Origin of the sequence: Halorubrum sp. ARQ200 (assembly GCF_005435115.1) — an archaeon.
Lineage (GTDB): Archaea > Halobacteriota > Halobacteria > Halobacteriales > Haloferacaceae > Halorubrum > Halorubrum tropicale.
On record NZ_SGTZ01000013.1, the window covers coordinates 81,112 to 103,645 of the forward strand.

The following is a 22,534-nucleotide window of genomic DNA, read 5'->3' on the forward strand; positions in this document are numbered from 1 at the left end:
CCGACCGCGACCGCGACGACGCGACCGATCCCGACGCGGACGCGACATAGGGCTCGACGACGAGGACGCGACGCGGCCCGCGATGACGACACCGCTTTACGCGCGCGACCGCTTTTCCCGGCAATGAGCCAGCCGAGCCCCGACGCGTACGAGCAGGGGCGCGGAATGGACGCGCACAACGACGTGATGCGCGACATCCGCGCCGAGCGCTCGGAGACGTACGACCCGACGGAGCCGACCCGCGTGTGGATCGACGAGGACAACACGCCCGACGGCGTGGTGAACTCCCTCACGATCATCCTGAACACCGGCGGCTGCCGGTGGGCCCGCGCCGGCGGTTGTACGATGTGCGGCTACGTCGCCGAGTCGGTCGAGGGCGGCAGCGTCGCCCACGAGGACCTGATGACGCAGATCGACGCGTGCCTCGACCACGAGGCCGAGGAGGCCGAGGAGCCGGCGGAGCTGATCAAGATCTACACCTCCGGCTCCTTCCTCGACGAGCGCGAGGTGCCGGCCGAGACCCGGCGGGCCATCGCCGAGACGTTCGCGGACCGGGACCGGATCGTCGTCGAGTCGCTGCCGGACTTCGTCGAGCGAGAGAAGATCGCCGACTTCGCGGACTACGGCATCGCGACCGACGTGGCCGTCGGGTTAGAGACCGCGACCGACCGCGTCCGCCACGACTGCGTGAACAAGTACTTCGACTTCGCCGACTTCGAGGCCGCCTGTGCCGAGGCGGCCGCAGCCGACGACGAGTTCGACGCCGACGTGGGGGTCAAGGCGTACCTCCTCATGAAGCCGCCCTTCCTCGCGGAGCCCGAGGCGGCCGCCGACATGATCGACTCGATCCGGCGGTGCGCCGACGTGGACGGCTGTCACACCGTCTCGATGAACCCGACGAACGTCCAGCGCTACACGATGGTCGACGAGCTGTTCTTCGAGGGCGGCTACCGGCCGCCGTGGCTCTGGTCGGTCGCGCACGTGCTCGAAGCGACGGCCGACGTCGACGCCATCGTCGTCTCCGACCCGGTCGGTCACGGCTCCGACCGCGGCGCGCACAACTGCGGCGAGTGCGACGACCGCGTCCAGACCGCGATCAAGGACTTCGACAAGCGGCAGGACCCGAGCGTCTTCGAGCAGGTATCCTGCGAGTGCGAGGCCACGTGGGAGTACGTGATGGCCGAGGAGACGAGCTACAACATGCCCTTGGCGCGATAGCCTGCGACGGAAGCGCGGTCCGGGGCGAGGCGAACCTCCGAGGCGGGCGACGGAACGCCCCGGAACGATGATGACAGTCGCCGATCAGTTATTTTCTAATCGGTGAAATGAACGATCTATTATCTCTGAAAGTGCGTGACAGTCACGTTTTTGACTCCCGACCATACTGAACGATCAGGTCGAACAAGACCCTTATAGCTCCGGGCCCTACCGGACACCATGAACGCAGACGCCAGCGGTTCCCCGCCCTCCCGCAGGAAGTCGGTCCTGTTCTGTCCGGAGTGTCGCTTCGAGAGCCCCCTGTCGGACGGGTGGCTCGTCGTCAGCGACGGCGACGAGCGCACGATCGTCTGTCCGGAGTGCGGCCACGTCGCCGACCACCGGGCGGAGCGGGCCACGCCGACGCCGCAGCACGCGGACTGAGGGTATCGTACCGCCGACTGAACACCGTAATCGCCTCCTTTCGACCGCGATTTTCTCTCGTCAGGGTGCCCGCTCGGCGAGGACGGGAATTTCGGACAGCTTCTCCGCGTCGAGCGCGTCCCAGTCGACGCCGTCCGGCCGCGCGTACGGCGTGTCCGTCCGAACCGTCCGTTCCGGCGTCACGACGAGGTCGAGGGGAACGTCGTGGGCGTCGGGCGCCGGGAGGTCGGCGTCGGCGCCGACGGCGGACTCGGGGCCGTCGAGCACGGAGCACTCGTGAACGGTCGTCGCGACCTCCGTGTCCGCATCGGCCGCGCCGAGTTCGCGGAGGACCGCCCACTCCAGGTCGCTGTACCCCTCGCCCTTCCCGATCCGGGCGCCGTCGGTGGTGACGCCGACGGAGCCGGCGACGATCAGGTCGACGTGCGCGACGTCCTCGGGCGCGGTCGGCGTCCCGTACTCGCCGATCCCGGAGACGGTCGTCGCGTCGTCGATCTCCTCCGGCGGGATCTCGCCGGGGTCGAGCCGGAGGAACGGGTCCGGATCGCGGAGCCGGGGCTGCGCGACGTAGACGGTCTTGCCGGCGCGGAGCGCGGCTCTGCGGACCGGGAGCTGCGGCGCGTCGGGGTTGGCCTTCAGCGTCGCGGCCGCCTCCCACGCCTCGGTATCCGCGAGCCGCTCAGCCGCGGCGTCGGCGCCGGCGAAGTTCGGGATCCGGTCGTGCGGCGGGAACGGAAAGCGCGCGTGGTCGCCTGCGTCGAAGGCGTCCCACACCGCCTCGCGGACGGTCTGTTTGTTCATGCCGCAGGCAGGGGCGGGACCGACAAGTAGCCGGCGACGCGGCGGCACGGAGGGTCTCTCTCACGACGCCCACGCGGTGCGCACACGGTGTCCGCGCGACGGCGCTCACGCGACGCCGACGACGCTCGCGGCCTCGAACCGGACGCGGACGTGCGAGCGGTCCGGCGCGCGAACAGTGGCATCGATTTATATACCGGATCGCCGTGGTCGGAGGTATGATAGAGGACGGACTGTCGTACCCGGCGCGGGGCGACTGGGTCGGTCGTATCGTCATCGGCGGCGTGTTGGGGTTCCTCTCGGTGCTCGTGATTCCCACCTTCGCCGTCCTCGGATACCTCGTGCGAGTGCTCGAACGGACCGTCGCGGGCGAGGAGGAGCCGCCCGAGTTCACGGACTAGGCGGACCTCTTCGTGAAGGGCGTCGTCGCCACGCTGATCGCGATCGTGTACTCGATCGTCCTTCTGCTGGCGTACGGGGTCCTCGTCGCGGCCGTCGCGGGCGTGGGCGCCGGGATCGGCGGCGACCTCGGCGCGCTGATCGGCCTGACGGGCGCGCTCCTCGCGCTCGCGTTCATCCCAGTGCTCCTGTTCGTGTACTACGCGGTCCCCGCGGCGCTGACGGCGTACGCGGCCCGGGGCGAGGCGAGCGCGGCATTCGACGTCGGGCTCCTCACGCCGACCCTGTTCAGCGTGGAGTACCTGCTCGCGGTGCTCGTGCCGATCCTCGTCGCCGTCGGCGTGTTCGTCGTGTCCGTCGTCCTGATCGTCACCGTGGTCGGCGCGGTGCTCGTTCCGTTCGTCCAGTTCTACGGTCAGGTCGCCGTGTTCCGCATGTTCGGGACGGCGTTCGCCGACCAGAGCGACGGCATCGACGTCGGGACCGCCTCCGACGACGCCGCGATCTGATTGCGGCGAGAGCGCGGCGGGCCGGCGGCGACGACGCGTCGGAGAGACTGTCGGCCGCGCCCCGCGCCGGCCGGGGTCGTCGGCGAACCGTCCGGCGCGGCGCGCCCTCGGTGTGGCCGGGGGTCAGTCGTCGTCGGCCGGCGACCGGTCGGCGGATTCGACGGTGCGGGTCGCCGCCACGCCCTTCCGGTTCGCGTCGAACTCGGAGAGCGCGTACACGAGACCGGCGAGCGTCACCACGCCGATCGGGAGCAGCACGAGCGGCGTGATCCGCGTGGCGCCCCACACCGTCAAAAGCGTCGCGGCCACGACGATCACCGTCGTGGCGTAGTAGATCTGGGTGCGGACGTGGTCGATGTGGTCCGCGCCGGTGAACGTCGACGAGAGGATCGTCGTGTCGGAGATGGGGGAGCAGTGGTCGCCGAAGATGGCGCCGCTGAACACGGTCCCGATCGCGGCGGGAAGCAGCGCGGGCGTGGCGCCGCCGACGCTCCACGCCAGCGGGACCGCGATCGGCGTCACGATCGCCATCGTTCCCCACGAAGTGCCCGTCGAGAACGCGATGAACGCGGACGCCATCAAGACGACGACCGGGAGCAGCGTCGGCGACACGAACTCCTGAGCGATGTCGGTGACGAAGACGCCCGTGCCGAGGGCGGTGGTGACGGTGCCGATCGTCCACGCCATCACGAGGATCGTGAGCGCGGTCAGCATCATTCCGAAGCCGTCGATGACGGTCTCCATCGCCTCGTCGAGGTTCGCGATCCCGCTCGCGATGCCCATCGTGAGCGCGACGGCGACCATCATGAACGTCCCCCACAGGAGCGCGTCGACGAACGCGGCGTTGCCGGCGATCTCGAACGGCCCAGCGCCGGCCTCCGACGCGCCGAGTCCGGTGTAGAACCCGCCGCCGACCACGGTCGCCATCAGGGCGAGCGTCGGCACGAGGAAGTACCGGAGCTGCGGCGAGTCGGTCAGCACGTCGCCGAGGCTGTCCTCGGCGCTCTGCATCGGGATGGCCCCGTCGCGCAGGACCTTCCCCTCCGTCGCGGAGCGGTGCTCGGCGTCGAGCATCTCGCCGAAGTCGCGCCTCGAGAAGACGATTATCCCGACCATCACGACCGCCAGCAGGCAGTACATGTTGAACGGGACGCTCTGGAGGAACAGCGCGAAGGCGCTGGGGACCTGACCGGCGTCGACGGAGACGCCCGCCGCCTCGTAGCCGTCGCGGATCATGCTCAGCTGGTACGCGACCCAACTCGAGACGCCGAACGTCGCGACCGGCGCGGCGGTCGAGTCGATCATGTACGCGAGCTTCTCCCGAGAGATGCTCACCTCGTCGGAGATCTCCCGCATCGTGGTGCCGACGATCGCCGTGTTCGAATAGTCGTCGAAGAACCAGATCATGCCGAAGATCCACGTCGCCGCGCCGACCTTCCGTTGGCTGTCGAGCCTGGATGTCACCGCGTTCGCGAGGGCGTTCGCCCCGCCGAGCCGCCAGATGAGTGCGACGCCGGCCCCGAGGAACAGCACGATCAGCATGATCTTCGCGTTGAACGTGCTCTCGCCGATCGAGGAGACGAGCCAGTCCAGCGTCTGGACCACGCCGTGGTTCGTCGTGTAGATCGCGGCCCCGGACCAGATCCCTAAGAACAGCGAGAGGACCGGTTTCCGCGTCACCATCGCGAGCACGATCGCTAACAGCGGCGGCACGAGGGAGACGGCGCCGAACGTCTCGGCTCCCGTCATACGCCTCCCCCCGAGCGATCCCGACCTGACGAGGGGGACGAGCGGCCCACCGCAGACGACCGGAATCCTCGTCGCACGCGCTCGGAGGCGCCTGTACAGGCGTTCACCGGATTCGTCGAACCGATGCGACGGTCACGAGCCCTCGTCTGGAAAACCATGTTACACACACCCACACCGGCTCGGAGTATATATAACCTATGGTAGTTTCATATTTCTGACCGTACGTTTTCGAAATGTGGACATTCAATTCCCCTTCCGACTGTTTCGCTTCTCGAACGACGAGACGTTCGCGGGTGTGTCTCCCAAAGGAGGATTCCTCTCGGGCCGACAGCGCCCGCCCGCTCTCCGTCGCGACGCGTCAGAGACCGACGACGCGCCTTTTAACCCGCTCAGGCGCGCACCGTCGGGTATGTTCGAAGACCGGCCGGACCGCGACGCCGAGGTCGTCCTCGTTGGGCGCTCGAACGTCGGCAAGTCCACGCTGATGCGCGAGCTGACGGGCCACGACTTCTCGACCGGCGGTAAGCCGGGCGTCACCCGCCAGCCGAACCACTTCGACTGGGCCAGCGAGAGCTTCATGTTCACGGACCTCCCCGGCTTCGGGTTCATGTCCGGCGTGGAAGAGGAGCACCGCGAGCAGATCAAGACGGACATCGTCCGCTACCTGGAGGACAACGCCGATTCGATCCTCGCGGGGGTCGTCGTGATGGACGGCAAGGCCGCGGTGGACATCATCGATCGGCACGCCGAGCGCGGGAACGTCCCCCACGACGTGGAGATGTACGGCTTCCTGGAGGACGTGGGCGTCGAGCCCATCGTCGCCGTCAACAAGACCGACAAGATCGACGACCTCGACGAGCGGCTCGACGAGATCTGCGACCGGCTCGGGCTGTTCCCGCCGTGGCAGCAGTGGTCCGACCGCGTGGCGCCCATCTGCGCGAAGCGCGGCGACGTCGAGGCCTTAGAGAAGTGTCTCCGGACGCGCTTCCACGACCACAACCGCGACGACCTACTGAAGTTCGTCTCTTAAGTAATGGTGTGCTGCGGCAGGATCGGTTGCTCCGTGGGTTCGGCCGTTTATTTATAAGTGAACGTTTGCGAGTCAACGTCGGACAGCGCCACAATCCCAGTTACTTGCTTATAAGTGGCTGCTGACGGACTGACGGCGTACACCGCCAAAGCCCTAGCTGCTCGGCCGTACGTGGGTGACGCCCAATCAACGGTGGACACCGCCAAAGCCCCAGCCGCGAGGACTCGGTGCGCTCGCTGCGCTCCTCGTTCGTTCGCTCCGCTCACTCACTCCGGTGCTTACGTCACGCGCCGTCGTCCTCGCGGCTTCCCCTTTGAGTCCCACCCCGCACAGCGCCTCACACCTCCCCAGCCTCGTCAGCCGTCCTCGCTTCGCTTCGGGCGACTGACTCCCTCGCGCGTGCTCCTCGCGGCCGCCAACGGCGGCCAGTCGGAGGCACGCGCCACCGCAGAGCCATTTGTAAATAGTTGACCCAGTAACCGATTGGAGTCCCGTCGTTTCAGAACTCGAAACCGACCACGTCGTCGCTCGGTCGGAGCGGGCTCTTCGGATACGGCGGCTCGGCGTCGGGGTCGTTGTAGGCTCGCGGCGCCACGTCGTTCGGCGCGTCGGGGTAACACAGCGCGGCGAGCGTCTGGATTGCGGTGCGGCCGCTCGCGAGTTCGAACTGCCCGCCGCCGTACAGCTGGATCCCCTCCTCCTCGCAGTAGGCGATCGTCTCGAACAGCGATTCGAGCGTGCCGAACCGCGAGGGCTTGACGTTACACCAGCCGGGCTCAACCGGGAGCGACTTCAGGCTCTCGACGCCGTCGATCGGATAGTCGAACGAGAGCCGGTCCGCCTGCGGCTGGACGAGCGCGCTCGTCGCGGGCGTGAACGCCGGGTCCTCCACGACCGCGGCCGGGAACGTCGCGAACACGTCGCGGTACAGCTCCGGGTCGGGCTCGACGTCCACCTCGGTCCCCTCGTACCAGCCCTTCAGATCGAGGACGCGCACGGCGTCGGTCTCCCGCAGCGTCTCGAAGGCCGCCTCCGGCCACTCCGGTGTGGGGTCGAGCTTGAACTCTAACTCCGGGTCACGCGCGAGCAGCGCCTCGACGCGGTCGGTCGACGGCGGGTCGCCGAGCCGCGTCGACACGACGAAGCGGACCGGTTCGGGGTCGACGCCGAGGCGCTCACCGAGCGACTCCCCGTGCTGTCTGAGGGCCAAGTCGAGCGCCGCGCTCTCGACCGCCCACCGGCGGTAGTTGCGGGACGTCTCGTTTGCGGGCTCGTGGCCGTGGAAGAGGTCGATCTCGTCGAGTCGGTCGGACAGCGCGTCGATCGTCCACTCCCCCTCGATGTCGATCGGGTCGGTGCCGGCGAGGGCGTCGTGGTCGGCGGTCTCGTAGGTGACGTCTTCCCCCCTGCCGACGACGCCGTCGCCGGAGAGCCGGTACTCCGTCGTCGTCCGCTCGAAGCCGCTCGTCGTGTTCGCCACGTGTCGTCGCCGCGAGACCGACTCGATCGTGACCGTCAGGTCCGCGATCCGCTCGTAGTGGCTCATACCCCCGTGGAGGTCGGCTGTCCACTTAAATCGGTGAGCGCGGGCGGGCTCGACGCTCCCCCCGCCGGGGTTACGACCCGGAGTCGCTCGCGCGGCCTCGCAGCGTCGCGATCCGAGTTCCGAGCGTCCAGAACAGCGGGATCACGGTGAGGACGACCGCGCCGGCGGCCGCGACCTGGAGGACGGTCGTCGTGAACCACGGCGCGCCGTCGGCGTACGGCAGCGAGGTGTGGGTCACCTCGCCGATCACGGGCACGAAGTAGTCCATCAGCAGGTCGGTTGTGTACCACGCGGTCGCGACCGCGACCGCCTTCAGCGGGAAGTCGGTGATCCGGTGGAGGACGAACGCCTGGACCACCATCGCGAGGTGGCTGAAGAACAGGAAGGCGTACAGCGCCGGACCGTTGACCGCGAGGAACTCCGGCCAGAAGACGACGAGGACGTACGGGGTCCACAGCCCGAGCTTGACGTTCCCGAAGAACGCCAGCGCGGCGAGCGTGTCGCTCGACCGCCCGAGCGCCCACGCGCCGAGCGCGATCGCGATGAGCAGCGTCGCGCCCGGGCTGTCCGGGATGAACAGCCACATCTCGGTCGGGAGAGCGCGGAACTGGAATCGGTAGTACCAGAAGCCGAACGCGGTGCCGACGAGGTTAATGGCGACGATGACCCACGCGAACCGGAAGGCGACGTCCTCCAGTCGTTGCGGGAGCGGCGCGACCCACCGCGGAAGCGACTCGCGGTCCGGCGGGTCGCGACCGAGCGCGCCGACGATGTCCATACCGCCGGCTCGGCCCGGGCGGGCAAAGTCGTGGCGGTCGCGGCGGGCGCGACCGGCGCACCCGATCGGCGTCGCGAGACCAGGTCGAGCGCGGACCGAGCGCGATGCGAGCGCGCCGCAAGCTCTCGTCAGACCCCGACCGCGACGAAAAGGGCTATGGGCGCCCGGCGGAAAGGCGGGGGTATGCGCCCGCGAACGCTGCTCGCGCTGCTCCTCGTCGTCCCCCTCGTGGACGCGCTGTTCCTGATCGTGGTCGCGACGCGGCTCGGGTGGCCGGTGACGGTCGCCTTGGTCGTGTTGACGGCCGTCCTCGGGATGCTCCTGCTCCGCGCCGAGGGGCGAGCGACCCTCGCGCGCCTCCAACGGAAGGTCGCGCAGGGGAAGCCGCCGACCGACGAACTGCTCGACGGCGGGCTGCTCATCGCCGCGGGCGCGTTCCTGCTCACGCCGGGGCTCGTCACCGACGCGGTCGGCTTCCTGCTCGCGCTCCCGCTCTCCCGGGTGCCGATCCGCGTGGCCCTGAAGAAGTACGTCGTCATCCCGTACATCGAACGCGAGACGGACGGCTTCCTCTCGGGCAACGTCTACATCGGCGGCTTCCCGAACGACGGCGACGGCGGCTTCACGATGGGCGGTAGCGGGTTTCCCGGTGACGGCCCGGACGGGTTCGACGGCGGCGACGGCCCCGATACCGACGGAAGTGTCGGGGGGAACGCTGACGCCGGCGGCGGGTCGGCGGACGACGACGTTGTCGACGTGGATTTCACCGTCGAAGAGGAGGAGCGGAAGGGAACCGACTGACGACGTGGAGGTCGTGAGGGTCCGTCAAACCGCCACACGGCGGGCGGCTCACGAAAGGAAACCCTTAAAATCCTACCCGCGCAACGATTGGATGCGCTCACCTGGGCCAATAGCTCAGTCAGGTTGAGCGCTCGGCTGATAACCGGGAGGTCCACGGTTCAAATCCGTGTTGGCCCACCTGCTTCGCGAGCGGTCTTTGACCGCTCGGGATTGGTGGGCTGGGACTCTCCAGCCACCCAATTTCGGTCTTCTACACCCAGAGAGGCACCGGTAGCGTGTCTTATCAGGGTTGGAATTCTGCGGAGGGGTATCGCATCCACGGCCTCCGAGTGCCGACCGATACCGCGATCGGCCCCCGCGATCAATCATTTGTACACCGCCCGTGAGAGATGGGTATGGAGCAGCTGACGTGTTACGACTGCGGGGAGACGTATCCGTTCGGAGACGTGACCCGGTGTCGCTGCGGCGAGCCGCTCTGGTTCGAGACCGACGCGGCGGCGTTCGACTGGCCCGACGCGAGCGACGGTTCGCTCGGTCGAGACGCGCTCTGGCGATACGAGTCCGTCCTCCCCGCGACGACGCCGACCGGGCTCGCCGCCGCCGCGGGCGGGACGCCGCTGTTCCGTGCGCCGTCGATCGAATCGACGGACGGCCCTCGGGTCCACCTCAAGGTGGAGGGCGTCAATCCGACGGGGAGCTTCAAGGACCGCGGAACGGCCGTCGGTATCAGTCGTGTCGACGGACCGGTCGGAACGGTCTCGCACGGCAACATGGCGTTGAGCGTCGCCGCCCACGCCGCCGCGGCGGACCGGGAGGCGGTCATCCTCGTGGCCGAGGACACCCCGGACTCCCGGCTCGCGATGATCGCCCAACACGACCCGCACCTGTTCCGGGTCCACGGGGAGTACGGGCGGCTCTACCACGACACCCTCGAACACGACCTCGGCGCCGCGTTTCTCAACTCGGACGCCCCGCTCCGGGTGGCCGGACAGAAGACGGTCGCGTACGAGATCTGCGAGGCGTTCGCCCCCGACGCACCCGACGCGATCGTCTTACCGGTCAGCAGCGGCGGGCAGGCGAGCGGGGTCTGGAAGGCGCTCAGGGAACTGGACGCGGCGGGGCTTCTCACGGCGACGCCGCGGATCTACCTCGCGCAGACCGCACGTTGCGACCCGATCGCGCAGGCGTACCGTCGCGGGGCGTCGCGCGTCGAGCCGGTCACGGGCGAGCCGACGACGGCCGTCTCGATCAACAACGCAGACCCGCCGAGCGGAAACCGGGCGCTGGCCGCCGTCGCGGAGACGGACGGCGGCGTCGTCTCCGTCCCCGAGGAGGCGATGCTCGCCGAAACGGACCGCCTCGCGGCCGACGCCGGCGTCTCGGTCGAGCCGTCTTGCGCCGTGGCCACGGCCGCCGTGCGGGACCTCGCCGCGGCCGGCGAGTTCGGTCCCGACGACGACGTCGCCGTGATACTGACCGGGTCGGGGTACAAGTACGGGGAGACCGAGCCCGACACCTCGTCGGTTCGGGAGGTCGACCGATCGGACGTCCCGGGCGCGGTCCGCGACGCGGTGTCGTAACCCGTCGGGCGCCGGCCTCACTCCGTTGCCGCCGCCTCGTCGGTGGGTTCGGCGAGGCTCCCGCCGGCCCCGATCAAGCGGTCAAGGAGCAGCGCTCGGTCGTGGTGACCGCGGCGTCGACGAGGGGAGCCCGCGTCGGGAGTGCCGGAAGCTTACGATCGGTCGAAGGGAACGGATTCGGGAGCGACGATCGGAAGACGGGTGACACGCGCGGGCCGTGTGCGGGGAGTGAGAGCGGCAGCGGCGAGGCGGACCCACGCCGTGTATCCCACGAAATCCCGGAACGAACCCGACCATAGGCGTTTACACGCAGCTCTCCGTCGGCGGGGCATGAATCCGTTCGACGACGGCGGCGTCTGCGAAAGTGGCTACGGGTTCCGCGTGCCCGACCGGACCGACCCCGGTGTCGCCCGGTGTCGCGAGTTCGGCACCCGCGAACTGGCGCCCATCTGACCGCTCGACGGGGGGCACGGCGGCGCTGAGGGCCACTACGCTTATGCGAACCGAGTGAGTCGGTACCAACGATCATGAAGAAGCTGATCAACGACCCGGACGACGTCGTCGACGAGATGCTGGACGGCATGACGGCGACGTATCCCGACCGCCTGCGACGCCTGCCGGACACGCAGGTGCTCGTCCGCGACGATGGGCCGATCGACGGGAAGGTAGCGCTGGTGACGGGGGGCGGCAGCGGCCACGAGCCGACCCATGCGGGGTACGTCGGCGACGGAATGCTGGACGGCGCGGCCGCGGGCGACGTGTTCTCCTCGCCGACCGCGGACGAGTTCGAGGAATTGATCGGCGCCTGCGACGCGGGCGACGGCGTCCTCGCGATCATCAAGAACTACGAGGGCGACGTGATGAACTTCGAGACCGCCATCGAGCTCGCGGAGATGGAGGGGATCGAGGTCGAGAGCGTCGTGGTGAACGACGACGTGGCAGTCGAGGACTCGCTGTACACCTCCGGGCGTCGCGGCGTCTGCGGAACGATCCTCGTCCACAAGGCCGCCGGCGCGAAGGCCGCGCAGGGCGCCGACCTGAGCGAGGTCAAGCGCGTCGCCGAGAAGGTGGTCGACAACGTCGGCACGATGGGCACCGCGCTCACCTCGTGTGTCACCCCGGAGAAGGGCGAGCCCACCTTCGATCTCGGCGACGACGAGATCGAACTCGGCATCGGGATCCACGGCGAGCCGGGCACGGAGCGCACGGACGTGATGTCGGCCGACGAGATCACCGAGCACCTGACCGAGGCGGTCCTCGACGACCTCGGCCTCGACGAGGGACAGGAGGTGCTCACGGTCGTCAACGGGATGGGCGCCACCCCGCAGATGGAGCTGTTCGTCGTCAACCGACGCCTCCAGGAGCTGCTCGGGGAGCACGGGCTGGAGACCTACGACGCGTGGGTCGGCGACTACATGACCTCGCTGGACATGGCTGGCGCGTCGATCACGGTGTGCGCGGTCGACGCCGAACTGAAGGAGCTGTTCGACGCGCCGGCCGACACCCCGGCGCTGACGGTGAAATGAGCGACGACGGGGCGGCGGTCGTCGCGGCCGTCGAGGCCGTCGCCGAGCGCATCGAGGCCGAGCGCGACCACCTCACGCAGCTGGACTCCGCGATCGGCGACGCCGACCACGGCGGGAACATGGCGCGCGGCTGGGCCCGGGCGGCCGACGCCGCGCGCGACCTCGACGACCCGGACGCCGAGACCGTCGCGAAGACGGTCGGCAAGACGCTGATGGCCGAGGTCGGCGGCGCCTCGGGTCCGCTGTTCGGCGGGTCGCTCGTGTTCGCGGCGGGCGAACTCGACGGGGGTATCAGCCACGAGACGGCGGTGGCGTTCGCCGAGACGTACTTGGAGAAGGTCGAGGACCGCGGCGACGCGCGCGTCGGCGACCAGACGATGGTGGACGCGCTGACGCCCGCGGTCCACACGTTCAAGAAGTCGATCGAGGCCGACGACCTGCCGCCGATCGAGGCGCTCGCGAAGGCGGTCGACGCCGCCGAGCGCGGCGTCGCGTTCACCGTTCCGATCCGGGCGCGGAAGGGGCGCGCCTCCTACCTCGGCTGGCGCTCGGTCGGGCACCAGGACCCGGGGGCGACCAGCACCTTGTTCATCCTCGAAGAGCTGCTCGCGGTCGCCGCCGACCGGCTCGGCGTCGACGCCCCGGAGCCCGACGCCGCCTCGCCGACGATCCCGGACGAGGACCCCGACGACGCGGGGGTCTCGGAGGGCGACTGATGGTCGGGATCGTCGTCGTCTCGCACAGCGAGCGCGCCGCCGAGGGGATCGCCGAGATCGCCGCCGAGATGGCTGGCGACACCCGGATCGAACCGGTCGGCGGCGACGGGAAGGGCGGGATCGGCACCGTCCCCGACGCGATCGAAACGGCGATCGACGCCGCGGCCGGGGGCGAGGAGGAGGGAGGCGAAGAGGACGGGAGCGACGCGGACGGCGTCGTCGTCCTCGTCGACCTAGGCAGCGCGGTGATGAACGCGGACGTCGCGGTCGAGATGAGCGACGCGGAGGCCGTCATCGCGGACGCGCCCGTCCTCGAAGGCGCCGTCAACGCGGCGGTCGCGGCGACCGACCCCTCGGCCACGGTCGAGTCCGTGCGCGAGCAGGCGGAGTCCGCCCGGGACATCGAGAAGCTGTAGGGGCGGAGCCGGCCCGTTTTTCCGAGTCGGCTACGCGTCGCGCTCGCCGAGCCCGAGCGCGTACAGCACCTCGCCGCGCGTCTCGCAGGCGAGCGCCTCGTTCGCGAGGGACGCCGCGGCGTCGGCGTCGACCTCGCGGACGCGCGCCTTCACCTCGGGCACCGTCACGGCGCTCATGCTGAGCTCGTCGAAGCCGAGCCCGACGAGGAGTTCCGTCAGCGCCGGGTCGCCGGCCATCTCGCCGCACATCCCGACCCAGGCGTCGCTCCCCTCCGCGGCCGCCGTCGTGCGGTCGAGCGCGCGCAGCACCGCCGGGTGGAGCGGGTCGTGGTACTCGGCGACGGCGTCGTTGCCGCGGTCGGCCGCCATCACGTACTGCGCGAGGTCGTTCGTCCCGACGCTCAGGAAGTCCAGCCGCTCCGCGAGCGCGTCGGCGAGGAACGCCGCCGCGGGCGTCTCGACCATCGCGCCCAGGGCGGGCACCGCGTGGTCGCCGCCCTCGGCCGCGAGGTCGGCGGCGACCGACTCGACCGCGTCGACCGCGCGCTCGACCTCCTCGACGCGCGTGACGAGCGGGAACATGACGGCGAGCCCGTCGCCGTCCTCGGTCGCGGCCGCGCGGAGCAGCGCCCGGAGCTGCGTCTCGAAGAGGTCGGCGTGCTCGCCGAGCGACAGCCGGACCCCGCGCCGCCCGAGGAACGGGTTCGGCTCGTCGGGGAGGTCGAGGTACGGGACCGGCTTGTCGCCGCCCACGTCGAGCGTCCGGACGACGACGCGGTCGTCGGGGAACGCCGACAGCGCGGCCGTCACGGCCTCGTACTGCTCGTCCTCGGTCGGGGGCGCCTCGCGGTCGACGAAGAGGAACTCGGTCCGGAACAGTCCGACCCCGTCCGCGCCGCGCTCGGCGGCCGGCGCCAGTTCGACCTCGCCGCCCACGTTCGCGGCGACCGCAATCGGCCGGCCGTCGGCGGTCGCGACGCGTTCGGGGATCGCGTCCGGACCGGACTCCCGCACCGATTCGCGGCGTTCCTCGTCGGGGTCGACGACGACCTCGCCGGCCTCGCCGTCGACGAGGACCGTCTCCCCGTCGTTGATCGATTCGAGCGCCTCGCCGACGCCGACGACCGCGGGGACCGCGAGCGACCGCGCGATGATCGCGGCGTGGGAGGTACGACCCCCCTCGACGGTCGCGACCCCGGCGACCGCCTCGGGGTCGAGCGCTGCGGTGTCGCTCGGCGTGAGCCGCTCCGCGAGCAGGACCGTCCCGTCGGGGAGGGCCGCGAGGCCCGCGGCGGCGGCCGACGCCTGCCCGTCTCCGGCGAGGAGCGCGCGGAGCAGCCGGTCGCGGACGTCGCGCAGGTCGTCGGCGCGCTCGGCCATCCGCCCCTCCATCCCCTCGAACTGCGCGACGGCCTCGTCGAACCGGTCCGCGACGGCGTGTTCCGCGGGCGTCCCCTCGCGGATCGCGGCCTCGACGTCCTCGATTATCGTCGGGTCGTCGAGGAACTCCTCGTGGGCCTCGAACACCGCGGCCTCCTCCTCGCCGACGCGCTCGGCCGCCCGGTCCCGGGCGTCGCGTAGGGCCTCTCGCACGGCGTCCCGCGCCGCCTCGTACCGGTCTAGTTCGGCGTCGGCGTCGACGGACGCCGGGTCGGGGCGGTCCGGGAGCGTCAGGTCGGCCTCGGGACGGTACCAGCGCGTCGTCCCGACCCCCGCACGCGGCGTGCTGCCGACGCCGGCGAGCGTCCTCACGGCGCGTCCTCCGCGTCGCCGCCGTCGGTCCCCGACTCGTCCGCCTCCTCAACCGGACTCGTGAGCAGGTCGCAGACGGCGTCGAGTGCGGCCTCGGCGTCGGGCCCCTCGGCGACCACGCAGACCGACTCGCCGTGCCCGACGTTCAGCCCGCTGACGGAGAGCATGCTGTCGGCGCGGACGAGGCCTCCGTCGCCGTCGTCGGCGCGACCGATCGACACGTCGGCGTCGAATCGGTTCGTCGTCTGTACCAGCTTCGAGGCGGGTCGCGCGTGGAGGCCGGCCTCTGGTTCGACCGTGACGGTCCGTTCCATGCGGTCCGGTTGGGCCCCGGCGGGTAATAGCTGATCGGGGCGACAGGGCCTCGACGACGCGGAGCGGCTACGGCGCCGCCTGCTTCGTCGAGACCAGTTCGATCACGTCGCGGTGGGAGAGCTCGCGGTCGGTCCCCACCTGTCGGCCGCTCCGGCAGTCGGTGCCGTGGAGGAGCCCCTCGCCGATGTCCGAGTGGATGTGGTACGCGAAGTCCTCCGTCGTGGAGCCCTCGGGGAGGATGAAGCAGTCGCGGAAGACCCCTTTCTCGTCTTTGCTCCCGTTGGCGGAGCCGGGGAAGACCGCGATACAGCCCAGCACGTCGAAGACGGCGGCTTCGAGCGCGCCCTGGACGCCCGTGCCGTCGTACTCGCCGACGAACTCGCCGATCCGATCGAGCCCGGCCGCCTGCTCGCCGGAGACGTCGCCGACGATCTCGAACTCGTCCGCGCCGGGCGTGTAGTCGACGACGCCCGCCTCGTCGGCGTTCTTCAGCGCCCTCTCGGCGTGAGCGCTCGCGGGGACGAAGGACAGGTGGTCGTAGTCGGGGTCCGACGTGATCTCCTCCCAGTTCGCCTGCGCCTCGGGGGTGTCCATCTTGTTGGCCGCGATCACCATCGGCTTCGTCCGCTTGCGGATCTCGCGGGCCAGTTCGACCTTGTCCGTCTCGTCCCACGTCTCGGGGTCGAGTTCGAGCCCCTGCGCGAGGATGGTCCGCTTCATCCGGTCTTTGTCCGTCCCGAACGCGGACATCTGCTCGGCCAGTTCCTCCTCGACGGCGGCGTCGGCGCCCTGGTACCGCGTCTCGTACTTCTCGAGGCCCTTCTCTAACACGTCGAGGTACCACGCGTCCAACTCCTCCTCCAGGAAGTCGATGTCCTCGCGGGGGTCGTGGCCTTCCGTCGCCTCGCCCTCGATGTCGGTCTTCCCCGAGAAGTCGACGACGTGGATCAGCACGTCGGTCTCGTTGAGGTCGGTGAGGAACTGGTTGCCGAGCCCGCGCCCCTCGTGGGCGCCCGGGACGAGCCCGGCCACGTCGACGAGCTTCACCGGGACGAACCGCGTCCCCTCGCGGCAGACGCCGACGCTCGGCGTACACGTCTCGTCGAACTCAGGGGCGGCGCAGTCGACGCGGACGTACGCCTCGCCGACGGTCGGGTCGATGGTGGTGAACGGGTACGCCCCCTCCGGCACGTCGTTCATGGTCGCGGCGTTGAAGAACGTCGACTTCCCCACCGAGGGCTTGCCGACGAGACCGATCCGGTAACTCATTACCGCCAGTCCGCGATCCGCGGTAAAAAGCGATGCGAGACGCGCCGTGGCGTGGGACTCGATGACGAGGGACCGCGGCGTGCGAAGCGGTGACGAGGGAGCGGGAAAGCGGGCCCCGTCAGGCGTCGCCGTCGGACTGGCCCGGTTCCCCGAGCGCCTCGATGGGGAAGACGTTCTGGAGCGCGGCGTACGCGTCGTCGGCGCTCTCGAACGTCTCCTGGTCGACGTCGGCGAGGAGGTCGCCGAGGTCGGCGTCGCCGTCGGCGAACAGCACCGTGGTGCCGGCGAACGCCTCGGCGAGCGCGTCTCGCTCGGCGGGGTACGCGTGATCCTCGAGCGTCGGTTCGAGCCGGGAGAGGGTGATCTCGTCGGACATACCGTCCCCTCGACGGGACGGAGCATAAACGCGCGCCCCGTCGCGGCCGGGGCGGGGGCGACGGCGAGAAACCGGCAAGAACCGCAAAAGGTTATCTGTCGTCGGCGATATGAGTCATGTGAACATGTCTCTATACGACCGGATCCTGGTCCCGACCGACGGCTCCTCGGAGGGGGAGCTGGCGGTGTGCCACGCGCTCGACCTCGCCGCGGTCCACGGGGCCTCGGTCCGCGCCATCTACGTGGTCGACACCGCGCGGTACGCCGGGATGCCGATGGAGACGACATGGGAGGGCGTCGGCGACCTGCTGTACGACGACGGGGAGGCGGCGCTCGAAACGGTCCGCGAACTGGCCGCCGACCGCGACGTGGACGTGGAGACGGTCGTCGTCGAGGGGTCGCCCAGCCGCGAGGTCATCACCCACGCCGAGGAGGCGAGCTGCGACCTCGTCGTGATGGGCACTCACGGCCGCGGCGGCATCGACCGACTGCTCCTCGGCAGCGTCGCGGAGAAGGTCGTGCGGGGCTCGTCAATTCCGGTGTTGACGGTCCGGATCGGCGACGGGGAGGAGCCGCCGAGCGCCGCCGAGTCGGCGACGGCGGGCGAGACGGCCGGGACCGACGCCGAGGGGGCGGTCTCGGACGCGACGGAGACCGGTTAGGGAGGAGGCTCGGGCCCTGCCGCCCGCCTCACTCCGCGCCGCGGAGGTGTTCGCAGTCGCCCGCGTGGACGCGCCGCCGGCCCTCGTCGGTGTCGACCACGAGCGCGCCAGGCTCGGCGACGTCGACGGCGGTGCCCTCCACGACGCCGTCGGCGGCCTCGACGCGGACGCGCCGCCCGAGCGTGCTCGCTCGCTCGCGCCACGCCGGGAGGACGCCGTCGAGCGCCCCGGGCGACGCGGTGAGTTCCGCGTAGCGTTCGAGCAGCGTCGCGGCGAACCGCCGCCGATCGACCGGGGCGCCGCGCTCGGCCGACAGCGACGTCGCGCCCGCGGGCAGCGTCTCGGGGTCGATGTTGGCGTTGACGCCGACGCCGACGACGAGCCAGCCGACGCGGTCGGCCTCCCCCTCCATCTCCGTGAGGATCCCCGCCAGCTTCCGGCCGCCGCGGCCGCCGAGATCCGACGCGGGGGCGCTTTCCTCGGGCGTCCCGTCTCCGACCAGCACGTCGTTCGGCCACTTGATCCGCGCGTCGACGCCGGCCTGGCGGGCGGCGTCGGTCGTCGCGACCGCGGCCGCGAGCGTGAAGAGCGGCGCCCGCGCGGTCGGCACGTCGGGGCGGGTCAGGACCGACAGCCAGACGCCGCCGCTCGGCGCCACCCACTCGCGGTCGAGGCGCCCCCGGCTCCCCGTCTGCTCGTTGGCGACCACCGCGACGTCCGCGGCGTCCGCTCCCGCGAGCTCGCGGGCCCGCTCGTTCGTCGACCCGACCCGGTCGTGGTACTCCACCGAGTAAGGGGCGTCGAGCCCGAACGCGATGCCCGCCCCCGAGTACCCCGGGTCGTCGGGCGCGACGTAGCCGTCCGACGTCGACTCCACCGCGAACCCCTCCTCGCGGAGCCCCTCGACCGCCTTCCAGACGGCCGCCCGGGAGACGTCGAGCGACTCGGCGAGGGCGGGCCCGGAGACCGGGTCGTCGTCCGCCGCGAGGGCGTCGAGCAGCGCGCGCCGCGTGTCCATACGCCCTGATCCGGCGGCCTGGCCGAAAGCCGTTCCGGGTCTCGAACGCCGCGTCGGGTCCCCGACGCTTTGTGTCCGGGGCGCGAAGGACCGCCGATGACCGACGTGGACCGCGACGGCGACGACCGAACGGAGGCCGGGAGCCAAACCGTGTCGCTCGTCGTCGTCGACGGCGACGAGCGCGTCTACCTCGACGTGGAGCGGGGACGGAACCTCCGCCGGGTCCTGCTCGACGCCGGGCTGTCGCCGTACGCGGCCGCGACCCGCCGCCTCAACTGCGGCGGGCGAGGGATCTGTGCGACCTGCGGCGTCCGCGTCAGAGAGGGACCGCCGGCCGACCACTGGCACGACCGGCTCGCCGACCGGTTCGGCTACCCCCGGCTCTCCTGTCAGATCGCGGTCGACCGCCCGATGACGGTGTCGCTCGTCGACAAGCGCGTGTGGGGCGGGCGACGGTCCGAGGCGGGCGACGGAGAGCTGGACGGCGGCTGACGCCCGGGCCCCACACCTCGTTTCCGGTGAAACGGCGAACGGTACCGCGTCACACGGTCCGCCCGTCGAGGGGTTCCGAAGGGACGTCGCGGGCGTTCGGCCCGGTGATCGGGGGCCTTCCGACTGCCGTCGCGGCACAAAAGCCAAGTCCGCTGGCCCGAACGGTCGGGTATGCAACCCTCCAAGGAGCGCGAGTCGTCCGACGACGACCCGATGGACGACCTTGACGACCTCCTCGACGACGACCTCGGTGGCGGCGAGGGGGCGTCCGACGCCGACGCCGGCGGCGCCGCGGCCGCCGAACCGGGCGCGCGGAGCGCCGGGAAAACCGGGGACGCCGGCAGGGTCGGCGTCTCGGGCCGGTGGTTCTCGGCGAAGGCGTTGGGGCTCGCGCTCGCGACCGTCGCGGTCGGCGTGTTCGTCGGCGGGCTGATACCGCTTATCGGGGGAACGATCGGCACCGCGGGCGGCGTGTTCGTCGCCTCGTTCCTCCTCGGCCTGGCGCTCTCGACGCGCCGGTACGTCGAGACGGGGATCGCCGGCGGCGCGGCGGGCGCGGCCAGCGCGGTGACGAGCGTCCTCGGCGTCGGCTTCCTGCCCATCGGGATCGACTACCTCTCGCAGTGGGGGCTCCCGCTGGTCGCGGTCGGCGGGGGCGTCGGGCTGGCGCTCGCGCTGCTGGGGCACTACTTCGGCCGCGACCTCCGCGCGGGGCTGAGTCGGGACATCGAGGGGTGAATCCCCGCTGACGGCGCAGGGCCTTTCCGCCGGTCGCTATCCGGTCAGGCGATCGGCGTCGACGTAGTCGGCGATCTCCCGGCGCTCCAAGACGAGGAAGCCGGCGAGGATCGCGACGAATCCGACGAGCGCCGACGCGTCGACGAGGTGGCCGAGCAGGAGCCAGCTGCCGACCGCGGCGACGACGGGCTCCGCGTAGCCGACGAGGTGGAGCTGCGACGGGCCGACCGCGTCGAGCAGCGCGAAGTACAGGAGAAACGCGACAACGCCGGACAGCAGCGTCAGGTACGCGAGCGACGCGATCGACGTCTGGTTCCAGACGACCGCGGCGGGCGACTCCCCGATCGCGGCGGCGGCGACGAGGAGCTGGCCCGCCCCGATGACCATCGCCCACCCCTGAAGCGCGGCGATCGGCAGGTCGGTGCGGAGGGGTCGCAGCAGGACGGCGCCGAGCGAGAAGGCCACCGCGCCCGCGAGCGCGAGGCCGACGCCGACGACCGCCGCGCTGCCAAGCCCGGCCGCCGCCGGGTCGGCGACCACGGCCACCCCGAGGACGCCGAGCGCGAACCCGCCGATCTCGACGGGGCCGAGGCGTTCGTTCGGGAGGAGCGCGGCCGCGAAGACGGCCGTCAGGACCGGAGAGAGGCTCACGACGACCGCGGCGACCGCGCCGGAGATCCGGACCTCGCCGAGGTAGAGGAGCCCGTGGTACGCCGCGATCACGAACGTCCCCGCGACGGCGACGCCGAGCCACTCGTCGCGGCCCCGCGGCGTCCACCGGTCCGCGGCGACCGCGGCGTAGCCGAGCACGACCGCGCCCGCGACGGCGTACCTGACCCCCGCGAACAGCAGCGGCGGGAAGTAGTGGAGGCCGGCCTCGATGGCGACGAAGGAGGTCCCCCACAGCGTCGCGAGGAGGAGGAACGCGGCGACGATCGCTTCCGGAGTAGAGAGGAAGTTTCTGAGTTTCACTGGCTACTCGTTCGAAATACGCGACTGTAGTTAAATTATACTCTCGAAACAGCCGACATTTGGAATGAAGAATCAGACATACGAATCAGATCCGATTCGAACACCTAACTGTGCTCGAATATTAGAGCAGACTCCAACCCTGTCGGTCGACATATACAACCGGTCGGGGGTCGATCCGGGGGTATGGACGAGCGCGACGTGCGGCTGTTGAAGGCCATCTCCGATCTCGGCACCGGGAGCCCCGAACGGCTCCACGAGGAGACCGGGATCCCGGTGTCGACGATCCACTATCGGCTGAACAACCTGCGCGAAGACGGCGTCATCGAGAACGACCTGTACGACCTCGACCACGAGGCGCTCGGGCTCGGCGTCACCGTCATCGTCGAGGTGCTCGCCAGCTACGAGGGCCCCTACGAGGAGTTCGCCGAGGAGCTGCTGGCGGTCGAGGGCGTCACGGAGGCGTTCTTCACGATGGGCGAGACGGACTTCGTCGTCCTCGCGCGGCTCTCCTCCTCGGACACCGTCGAGCGGCTGATCAGCGACTTCGAGGCGATCCCGCAGGTCGAGCGCACGAACTCGACGTTCACCATCGCGACGCTCCGCGACGAGTCGCGCGCCCCGGCGACGTACGACATCGACACGCTGATCGAGGAGCTGACGGAGTGACACGGCGCTCGGGAGCCGAGTACGGCGGGGCGGCCGCTGCGCGGATCAGTCGGGGCCGAGCGACGGTCCGACGGACCGCTCCACGAACAGCAGTGCGACGAGCCCGAGGACGACTAAGGTGTACGAGAGCGCGGCGAACAGGGCGTCCTGCGTGGTCGAGTACTCTGTGGTGCGAAAGATGATCACCTTCCTGACCATCGCGATGACGCCGGTGTAGATCACGAGCCGGACGATCCGGCGGGTGTCGCTCTGCTCGATGTACGCGACGACCGTCTCGTACACCTCGACGATGATGAGCAGCAGCAGTCCGGTCTCGATGAAGCTGATGACGGTGTTGGGGTCGGTGATCTCCCCCGTGGGGACCGACTCGGCGATCTGGATCGCGAGGTCGACGACGCCGATGCCGAACAGCAGCGCGAAAAGCGCCGCTGCGGCCAGTTCGACGCCGTGGACGAACTTGTTCGTCACGTCGGAGACGCGGTCGCCGCGCGTCTTCGCGACCGCCGGGTCCGGCTCGGGGCCGGACGTCGGCGCGTCGTCCGACAGGTCGGTCCGTTGTGAGTCGTTCGGGGAGTCGGCCGGTGGAGAATCGTCCATCGAGTCTGACCTCTCGGATCGAGACACGGCCGCCCGACAAGTAAGTGGCAGGGGCCGTACCGGCGTCGTGTTAACTTAAGCATGATTCCACCAGACGGCGTGGGCTTGCAACCACGTTTCCGCGGTCGGTGGATCGACGTGGCTAAAACAGTTTGAAAACGAAGAGGTTCGTCGTTCTACTTCTCGAAA

General features: G+C 70.4%; 24 protein-coding genes, 1 tRNA gene and 2 pseudogenes. 15 read left to right on the forward strand and 12 right to left on the reverse strand.

Annotated elements, in window-relative coordinates:
• Window positions 1-123: 123 nt before the first annotated feature.
• Window positions 124-1,218, forward strand: a complete 1,095-nt coding sequence (locus tag EXE50_RS13990) for an archaeosine biosynthesis radical SAM protein RaSEA (protein ID WP_137705354.1) — start codon at window positions 124-126, stop codon at window positions 1,216-1,218.
• A 219-nt stretch (window positions 1,219-1,437) separates the two neighbouring features.
• Window positions 1,438-1,641 carry a hypothetical protein gene (locus tag EXE50_RS13995; RefSeq protein WP_137705355.1) on the forward strand — a complete coding sequence of 68 codons (204 nt, stop codon included), beginning with the start codon at window positions 1,438-1,440 and terminating at the stop codon, window positions 1,639-1,641.
• A 60-nt stretch (window positions 1,642-1,701) separates the two neighbouring features.
• Here EXE50_RS13995 and EXE50_RS14000 read toward each other — a convergent pair whose 3' ends face one another.
• Window positions 1,702-2,442 carry a 5-formyltetrahydrofolate cyclo-ligase gene (locus EXE50_RS14000; protein ID WP_053771421.1) on the reverse strand — a complete coding sequence of 247 codons (741 nt, stop codon included), beginning with the start codon at window positions 2,440-2,442 and terminating at the stop codon, window positions 1,702-1,704.
• Between the two features lie 215 nt (window positions 2,443-2,657).
• Between EXE50_RS14000 and EXE50_RS14005 the strand changes: the two are divergent.
• Window positions 2,658-3,347: pseudogene (locus EXE50_RS14005) on the forward strand (DUF4013 domain-containing protein).
• A gap of 123 nt (window positions 3,348-3,470) precedes the next feature.
• Here EXE50_RS14005 and EXE50_RS14010 read toward each other — a convergent pair.
• Window positions 3,471-5,096 (reverse strand): Na+/H+ antiporter NhaC family protein, encoded by a 1,626-nt coding sequence (locus EXE50_RS14010; RefSeq protein WP_053771423.1) that lies wholly within the window; start codon window positions 5,094-5,096, stop codon window positions 3,471-3,473.
• A 409-nt stretch (window positions 5,097-5,505) separates the two neighbouring features.
• Here EXE50_RS14010 and engB point away from each other — a divergent pair, with 409 nt between their 5' ends.
• Entirely contained in the window at window positions 5,506-6,126 is a 621-nt protein-coding gene (gene engB / locus EXE50_RS14015) for a GTP-binding protein EngB (RefSeq protein ID WP_053771424.1), read from the forward strand.
• A 499-nt stretch (window positions 6,127-6,625) separates the two neighbouring features.
• On the opposite strand, the gene EXE50_RS14020 is transcribed toward engB, so the two are convergent.
• Together EXE50_RS14020 and EXE50_RS14025 are read right to left on the reverse strand one after the other, a co-directional pair.
• Window positions 6,626-7,672 carry a hypothetical protein gene (locus EXE50_RS14020; protein WP_137705356.1) on the reverse strand — a complete coding sequence of 349 codons (1,047 nt, stop codon included), beginning with the start codon at window positions 7,670-7,672 and terminating at the stop codon, window positions 6,626-6,628.
• A gap of 70 nt (window positions 7,673-7,742) precedes the next feature.
• Entirely contained in the window at window positions 7,743-8,450 is a 708-nt protein-coding gene (locus tag EXE50_RS14025) for a DUF1405 domain-containing protein (protein WP_053771426.1), read from the reverse strand.
• Between the two features lie 183 nt (window positions 8,451-8,633).
• Here EXE50_RS14025 and EXE50_RS14030 point away from each other — a divergent pair, with 183 nt between their 5' ends.
• From EXE50_RS14030 to EXE50_RS14055, 7 genes are all read left to right on the forward strand, one after another.
• Complete coding sequence (locus EXE50_RS14030; RefSeq protein WP_137705357.1) at window positions 8,634-9,251, forward strand: FxsA family protein; 618 nt, start codon at window positions 8,634-8,636, stop codon at window positions 9,249-9,251.
• 103 nt (window positions 9,252-9,354) lie between these two features.
• Window positions 9,355-9,428 (forward strand) — tRNA-Ile (locus EXE50_RS14035).
• Between the two features lie 218 nt (window positions 9,429-9,646).
• A complete protein-coding gene (locus EXE50_RS14040; protein WP_137705358.1) occupies window positions 9,647-10,831 on the forward strand; it encodes a pyridoxal-phosphate dependent enzyme in 1,185 nt (394 codons plus the stop codon).
• 330 nt (window positions 10,832-11,161) lie between these two features.
• Window positions 11,162-11,284 carry a hypothetical protein gene (locus EXE50_RS17900; protein ID WP_255510294.1) on the forward strand — a complete coding sequence of 41 codons (123 nt, stop codon included), beginning with the start codon at window positions 11,162-11,164 and terminating at the stop codon, window positions 11,282-11,284.
• A 74-nt stretch (window positions 11,285-11,358) separates the two neighbouring features.
• Window positions 11,359-12,357, forward strand: coding sequence for a dihydroxyacetone kinase subunit DhaK (dhaK, locus tag EXE50_RS14045; protein WP_137705359.1), 999 nt, complete (start codon window positions 11,359-11,361; stop codon window positions 12,355-12,357).
• The gene (dhaL, locus tag EXE50_RS14050; RefSeq protein ID WP_053771430.1) at window positions 12,354-13,073 is read left to right on the forward strand and encodes a dihydroxyacetone kinase subunit DhaL; all 720 of its coding nucleotides are present in this window, start codon (window positions 12,354-12,356) and stop codon (window positions 13,071-13,073) included. The genes dhaK and dhaL overlap by 4 nt, the downstream gene beginning before the upstream one ends.
• Window positions 13,073-13,489 (forward strand): PTS-dependent dihydroxyacetone kinase phosphotransferase subunit DhaM, encoded by a 417-nt coding sequence (locus tag EXE50_RS14055; RefSeq protein WP_137705360.1) that lies wholly within the window; start codon window positions 13,073-13,075, stop codon window positions 13,487-13,489. The genes dhaL and EXE50_RS14055 overlap by 1 nt, the downstream gene beginning before the upstream one ends.
• A gap of 30 nt (window positions 13,490-13,519) precedes the next feature.
• On the opposite strand, the gene ptsP is transcribed toward EXE50_RS14055, so the two are convergent.
• The 4 genes from ptsP to EXE50_RS14075 all read right to left on the reverse strand — a co-directional run bounded on the left by ptsP (window position 13,520) and on the right by EXE50_RS14075 (window position 17,201).
• Window positions 13,520-15,241: a phosphoenolpyruvate--protein phosphotransferase gene (gene ptsP / locus EXE50_RS14060; protein ID WP_137705361.1), complete on the reverse strand. Its 1,722-nt coding sequence runs from the start codon at window positions 15,239-15,241 to the stop codon at window positions 13,520-13,522.
• Window positions 15,238-15,555: an HPr family phosphocarrier protein gene (locus EXE50_RS14065; RefSeq protein WP_137705362.1), complete on the reverse strand. Its 318-nt coding sequence runs from the start codon at window positions 15,553-15,555 to the stop codon at window positions 15,238-15,240. Before EXE50_RS14065 ends, ptsP begins: the two co-directional genes overlap by 4 nt.
• 67 nt (window positions 15,556-15,622) lie before the next feature.
• Window positions 15,623-16,825 (reverse strand): redox-regulated ATPase YchF, encoded by a 1,203-nt coding sequence (locus tag EXE50_RS14070; protein WP_137705363.1) that lies wholly within the window; start codon window positions 16,823-16,825, stop codon window positions 15,623-15,625.
• A 118-nt stretch (window positions 16,826-16,943) separates the two neighbouring features.
• Complete coding sequence (locus EXE50_RS14075; RefSeq protein WP_137705364.1) at window positions 16,944-17,201, reverse strand: hypothetical protein; 258 nt, start codon at window positions 17,199-17,201, stop codon at window positions 16,944-16,946.
• A gap of 124 nt (window positions 17,202-17,325) precedes the next feature.
• Between EXE50_RS14075 and EXE50_RS14080 the strand changes: the two genes are divergently transcribed.
• Window positions 17,326-17,862: a universal stress protein gene (locus EXE50_RS14080; RefSeq protein ID WP_137705365.1), complete on the forward strand. Its 537-nt coding sequence runs from the start codon at window positions 17,326-17,328 to the stop codon at window positions 17,860-17,862.
• A 28-nt stretch (window positions 17,863-17,890) separates the two neighbouring features.
• Here EXE50_RS14080 and EXE50_RS14085 read toward each other — a convergent pair whose 3' ends face one another.
• Window positions 17,891-18,880, reverse strand: a complete 990-nt coding sequence (locus EXE50_RS14085; protein ID WP_137705366.1) for a biotin--[acetyl-CoA-carboxylase] ligase — start codon at window positions 18,878-18,880, stop codon at window positions 17,891-17,893.
• 96 nt (window positions 18,881-18,976) lie between these two features.
• Between EXE50_RS14085 and EXE50_RS14090 the strand changes: the two genes are divergently transcribed.
• Both EXE50_RS14090 and EXE50_RS14095 read left to right on the forward strand, forming a co-directional pair.
• A complete protein-coding gene (locus EXE50_RS14090; RefSeq protein WP_137705367.1) occupies window positions 18,977-19,372 on the forward strand; it encodes a 2Fe-2S iron-sulfur cluster-binding protein in 396 nt (131 codons plus the stop codon).
• A 171-nt stretch (window positions 19,373-19,543) separates the two neighbouring features.
• On the forward strand, window positions 19,544-20,110 hold the full coding sequence (locus EXE50_RS14095; protein ID WP_137705368.1) for a hypothetical protein: 567 nt from the start codon (window positions 19,544-19,546) through the stop codon (window positions 20,108-20,110).
• Between the two features lie 36 nt (window positions 20,111-20,146).
• Here the strand turns inward: EXE50_RS14095 and EXE50_RS14100 are convergent, their stop codons facing one another.
• Window positions 20,147-21,082 (reverse strand): DMT family transporter, encoded by a 936-nt coding sequence (locus EXE50_RS14100; RefSeq protein ID WP_137705369.1) that lies wholly within the window; start codon window positions 21,080-21,082, stop codon window positions 20,147-20,149.
• Between the two features lie 183 nt (window positions 21,083-21,265).
• On the opposite strand from EXE50_RS14100, the gene EXE50_RS14105 reads away from it, so the two are divergent.
• Window positions 21,266-21,748 carry an Lrp/AsnC family transcriptional regulator gene (locus tag EXE50_RS14105; RefSeq protein WP_053771440.1) on the forward strand — a complete coding sequence of 161 codons (483 nt, stop codon included), beginning with the start codon at window positions 21,266-21,268 and terminating at the stop codon, window positions 21,746-21,748.
• Window positions 21,749-21,793: 45 nt separating this feature from the next.
• On the opposite strand, the gene EXE50_RS14110 is transcribed toward EXE50_RS14105, so the two are convergent.
• Together EXE50_RS14110 and EXE50_RS14115 are read right to left on the reverse strand one after the other, a co-directional pair.
• Entirely contained in the window at window positions 21,794-22,345 is a 552-nt protein-coding gene (locus EXE50_RS14110) for a phosphate-starvation-inducible PsiE family protein (RefSeq protein WP_053771441.1), read from the reverse strand.
• 75 nt (window positions 22,346-22,420) lie between these two features.
• Window positions 22,421-22,534, reverse strand: a pseudogene (locus tag EXE50_RS14115) (IS6 family transposase); the annotation flags it as partial.

Bases quoted from the DNA above. Each gene is read 5' to 3' on its own strand.
- EXE50_RS13990 (WP_137705354.1), top strand. From the start codon at position 124: ATGAGCCAGCCGAGCCCCGACGCGTACGAGCAGGGGCGCGGAATGGAC.
- EXE50_RS13995 (WP_137705355.1), top strand. From the start codon at position 1,438: ATGAACGCAGACGCCAGCGGTTCCCCGCCCTCCCGCAGGAAGTCGGTC.
- EXE50_RS14000 (WP_053771421.1), bottom strand. From the start codon at position 2,442: ATGAACAAACAGACCGTCCGCGAGGCGGTGTGGGACGCCTTCGACGCA.
- EXE50_RS14010 (WP_053771423.1), bottom strand. From the start codon at position 5,096: ATGACGGGAGCCGAGACGTTCGGCGCCGTCTCCCTCGTGCCGCCGCTG.
- engB (WP_053771424.1), top strand. From the start codon at position 5,506: ATGTTCGAAGACCGGCCGGACCGCGACGCCGAGGTCGTCCTCGTTGGG.
- EXE50_RS14020 (WP_137705356.1), bottom strand. From the start codon at position 7,672: ATGAGCCACTACGAGCGGATCGCGGACCTGACGGTCACGATCGAGTCG.
- EXE50_RS14025 (WP_053771426.1), bottom strand. From the start codon at position 8,450: ATGGACATCGTCGGCGCGCTCGGTCGCGACCCGCCGGACCGCGAGTCG.
- EXE50_RS14030 (WP_137705357.1), top strand. From the start codon at position 8,634: ATGCGCCCGCGAACGCTGCTCGCGCTGCTCCTCGTCGTCCCCCTCGTG.
- EXE50_RS14040 (WP_137705358.1), top strand. From the start codon at position 9,647: ATGGAGCAGCTGACGTGTTACGACTGCGGGGAGACGTATCCGTTCGGA.
- EXE50_RS17900 (WP_255510294.1), top strand. From the start codon at position 11,162: ATGAATCCGTTCGACGACGGCGGCGTCTGCGAAAGTGGCTACGGGTTC.
- dhaK (WP_137705359.1), top strand. From the start codon at position 11,359: ATGAAGAAGCTGATCAACGACCCGGACGACGTCGTCGACGAGATGCTG.
- dhaL (WP_053771430.1), top strand. From the start codon at position 12,354: ATGAGCGACGACGGGGCGGCGGTCGTCGCGGCCGTCGAGGCCGTCGCC.
- EXE50_RS14055 (WP_137705360.1), top strand. From the start codon at position 13,073: ATGGTCGGGATCGTCGTCGTCTCGCACAGCGAGCGCGCCGCCGAGGGG.
- EXE50_RS14065 (WP_137705362.1), bottom strand. From the start codon at position 15,555: ATGGAACGGACCGTCACGGTCGAACCAGAGGCCGGCCTCCACGCGCGA.
- EXE50_RS14070 (WP_137705363.1), bottom strand. From the start codon at position 16,825: ATGAGTTACCGGATCGGTCTCGTCGGCAAGCCCTCGGTGGGGAAGTCG.
- EXE50_RS14075 (WP_137705364.1), bottom strand. From the start codon at position 17,201: ATGTCCGACGAGATCACCCTCTCCCGGCTCGAACCGACGCTCGAGGAT.
- EXE50_RS14080 (WP_137705365.1), top strand. From the start codon at position 17,326: ATGTCTCTATACGACCGGATCCTGGTCCCGACCGACGGCTCCTCGGAG.
- EXE50_RS14085 (WP_137705366.1), bottom strand. From the start codon at position 18,880: ATGGACACGCGGCGCGCGCTGCTCGACGCCCTCGCGGCGGACGACGAC.
- EXE50_RS14090 (WP_137705367.1), top strand. From the start codon at position 18,977: ATGACCGACGTGGACCGCGACGGCGACGACCGAACGGAGGCCGGGAGC.
- EXE50_RS14095 (WP_137705368.1), top strand. From the start codon at position 19,544: ATGCAACCCTCCAAGGAGCGCGAGTCGTCCGACGACGACCCGATGGAC.
- EXE50_RS14105 (WP_053771440.1), top strand. From the start codon at position 21,266: ATGGACGAGCGCGACGTGCGGCTGTTGAAGGCCATCTCCGATCTCGGC.
- EXE50_RS14110 (WP_053771441.1), bottom strand. From the start codon at position 22,345: ATGGACGATTCTCCACCGGCCGACTCCCCGAACGACTCACAACGGACC.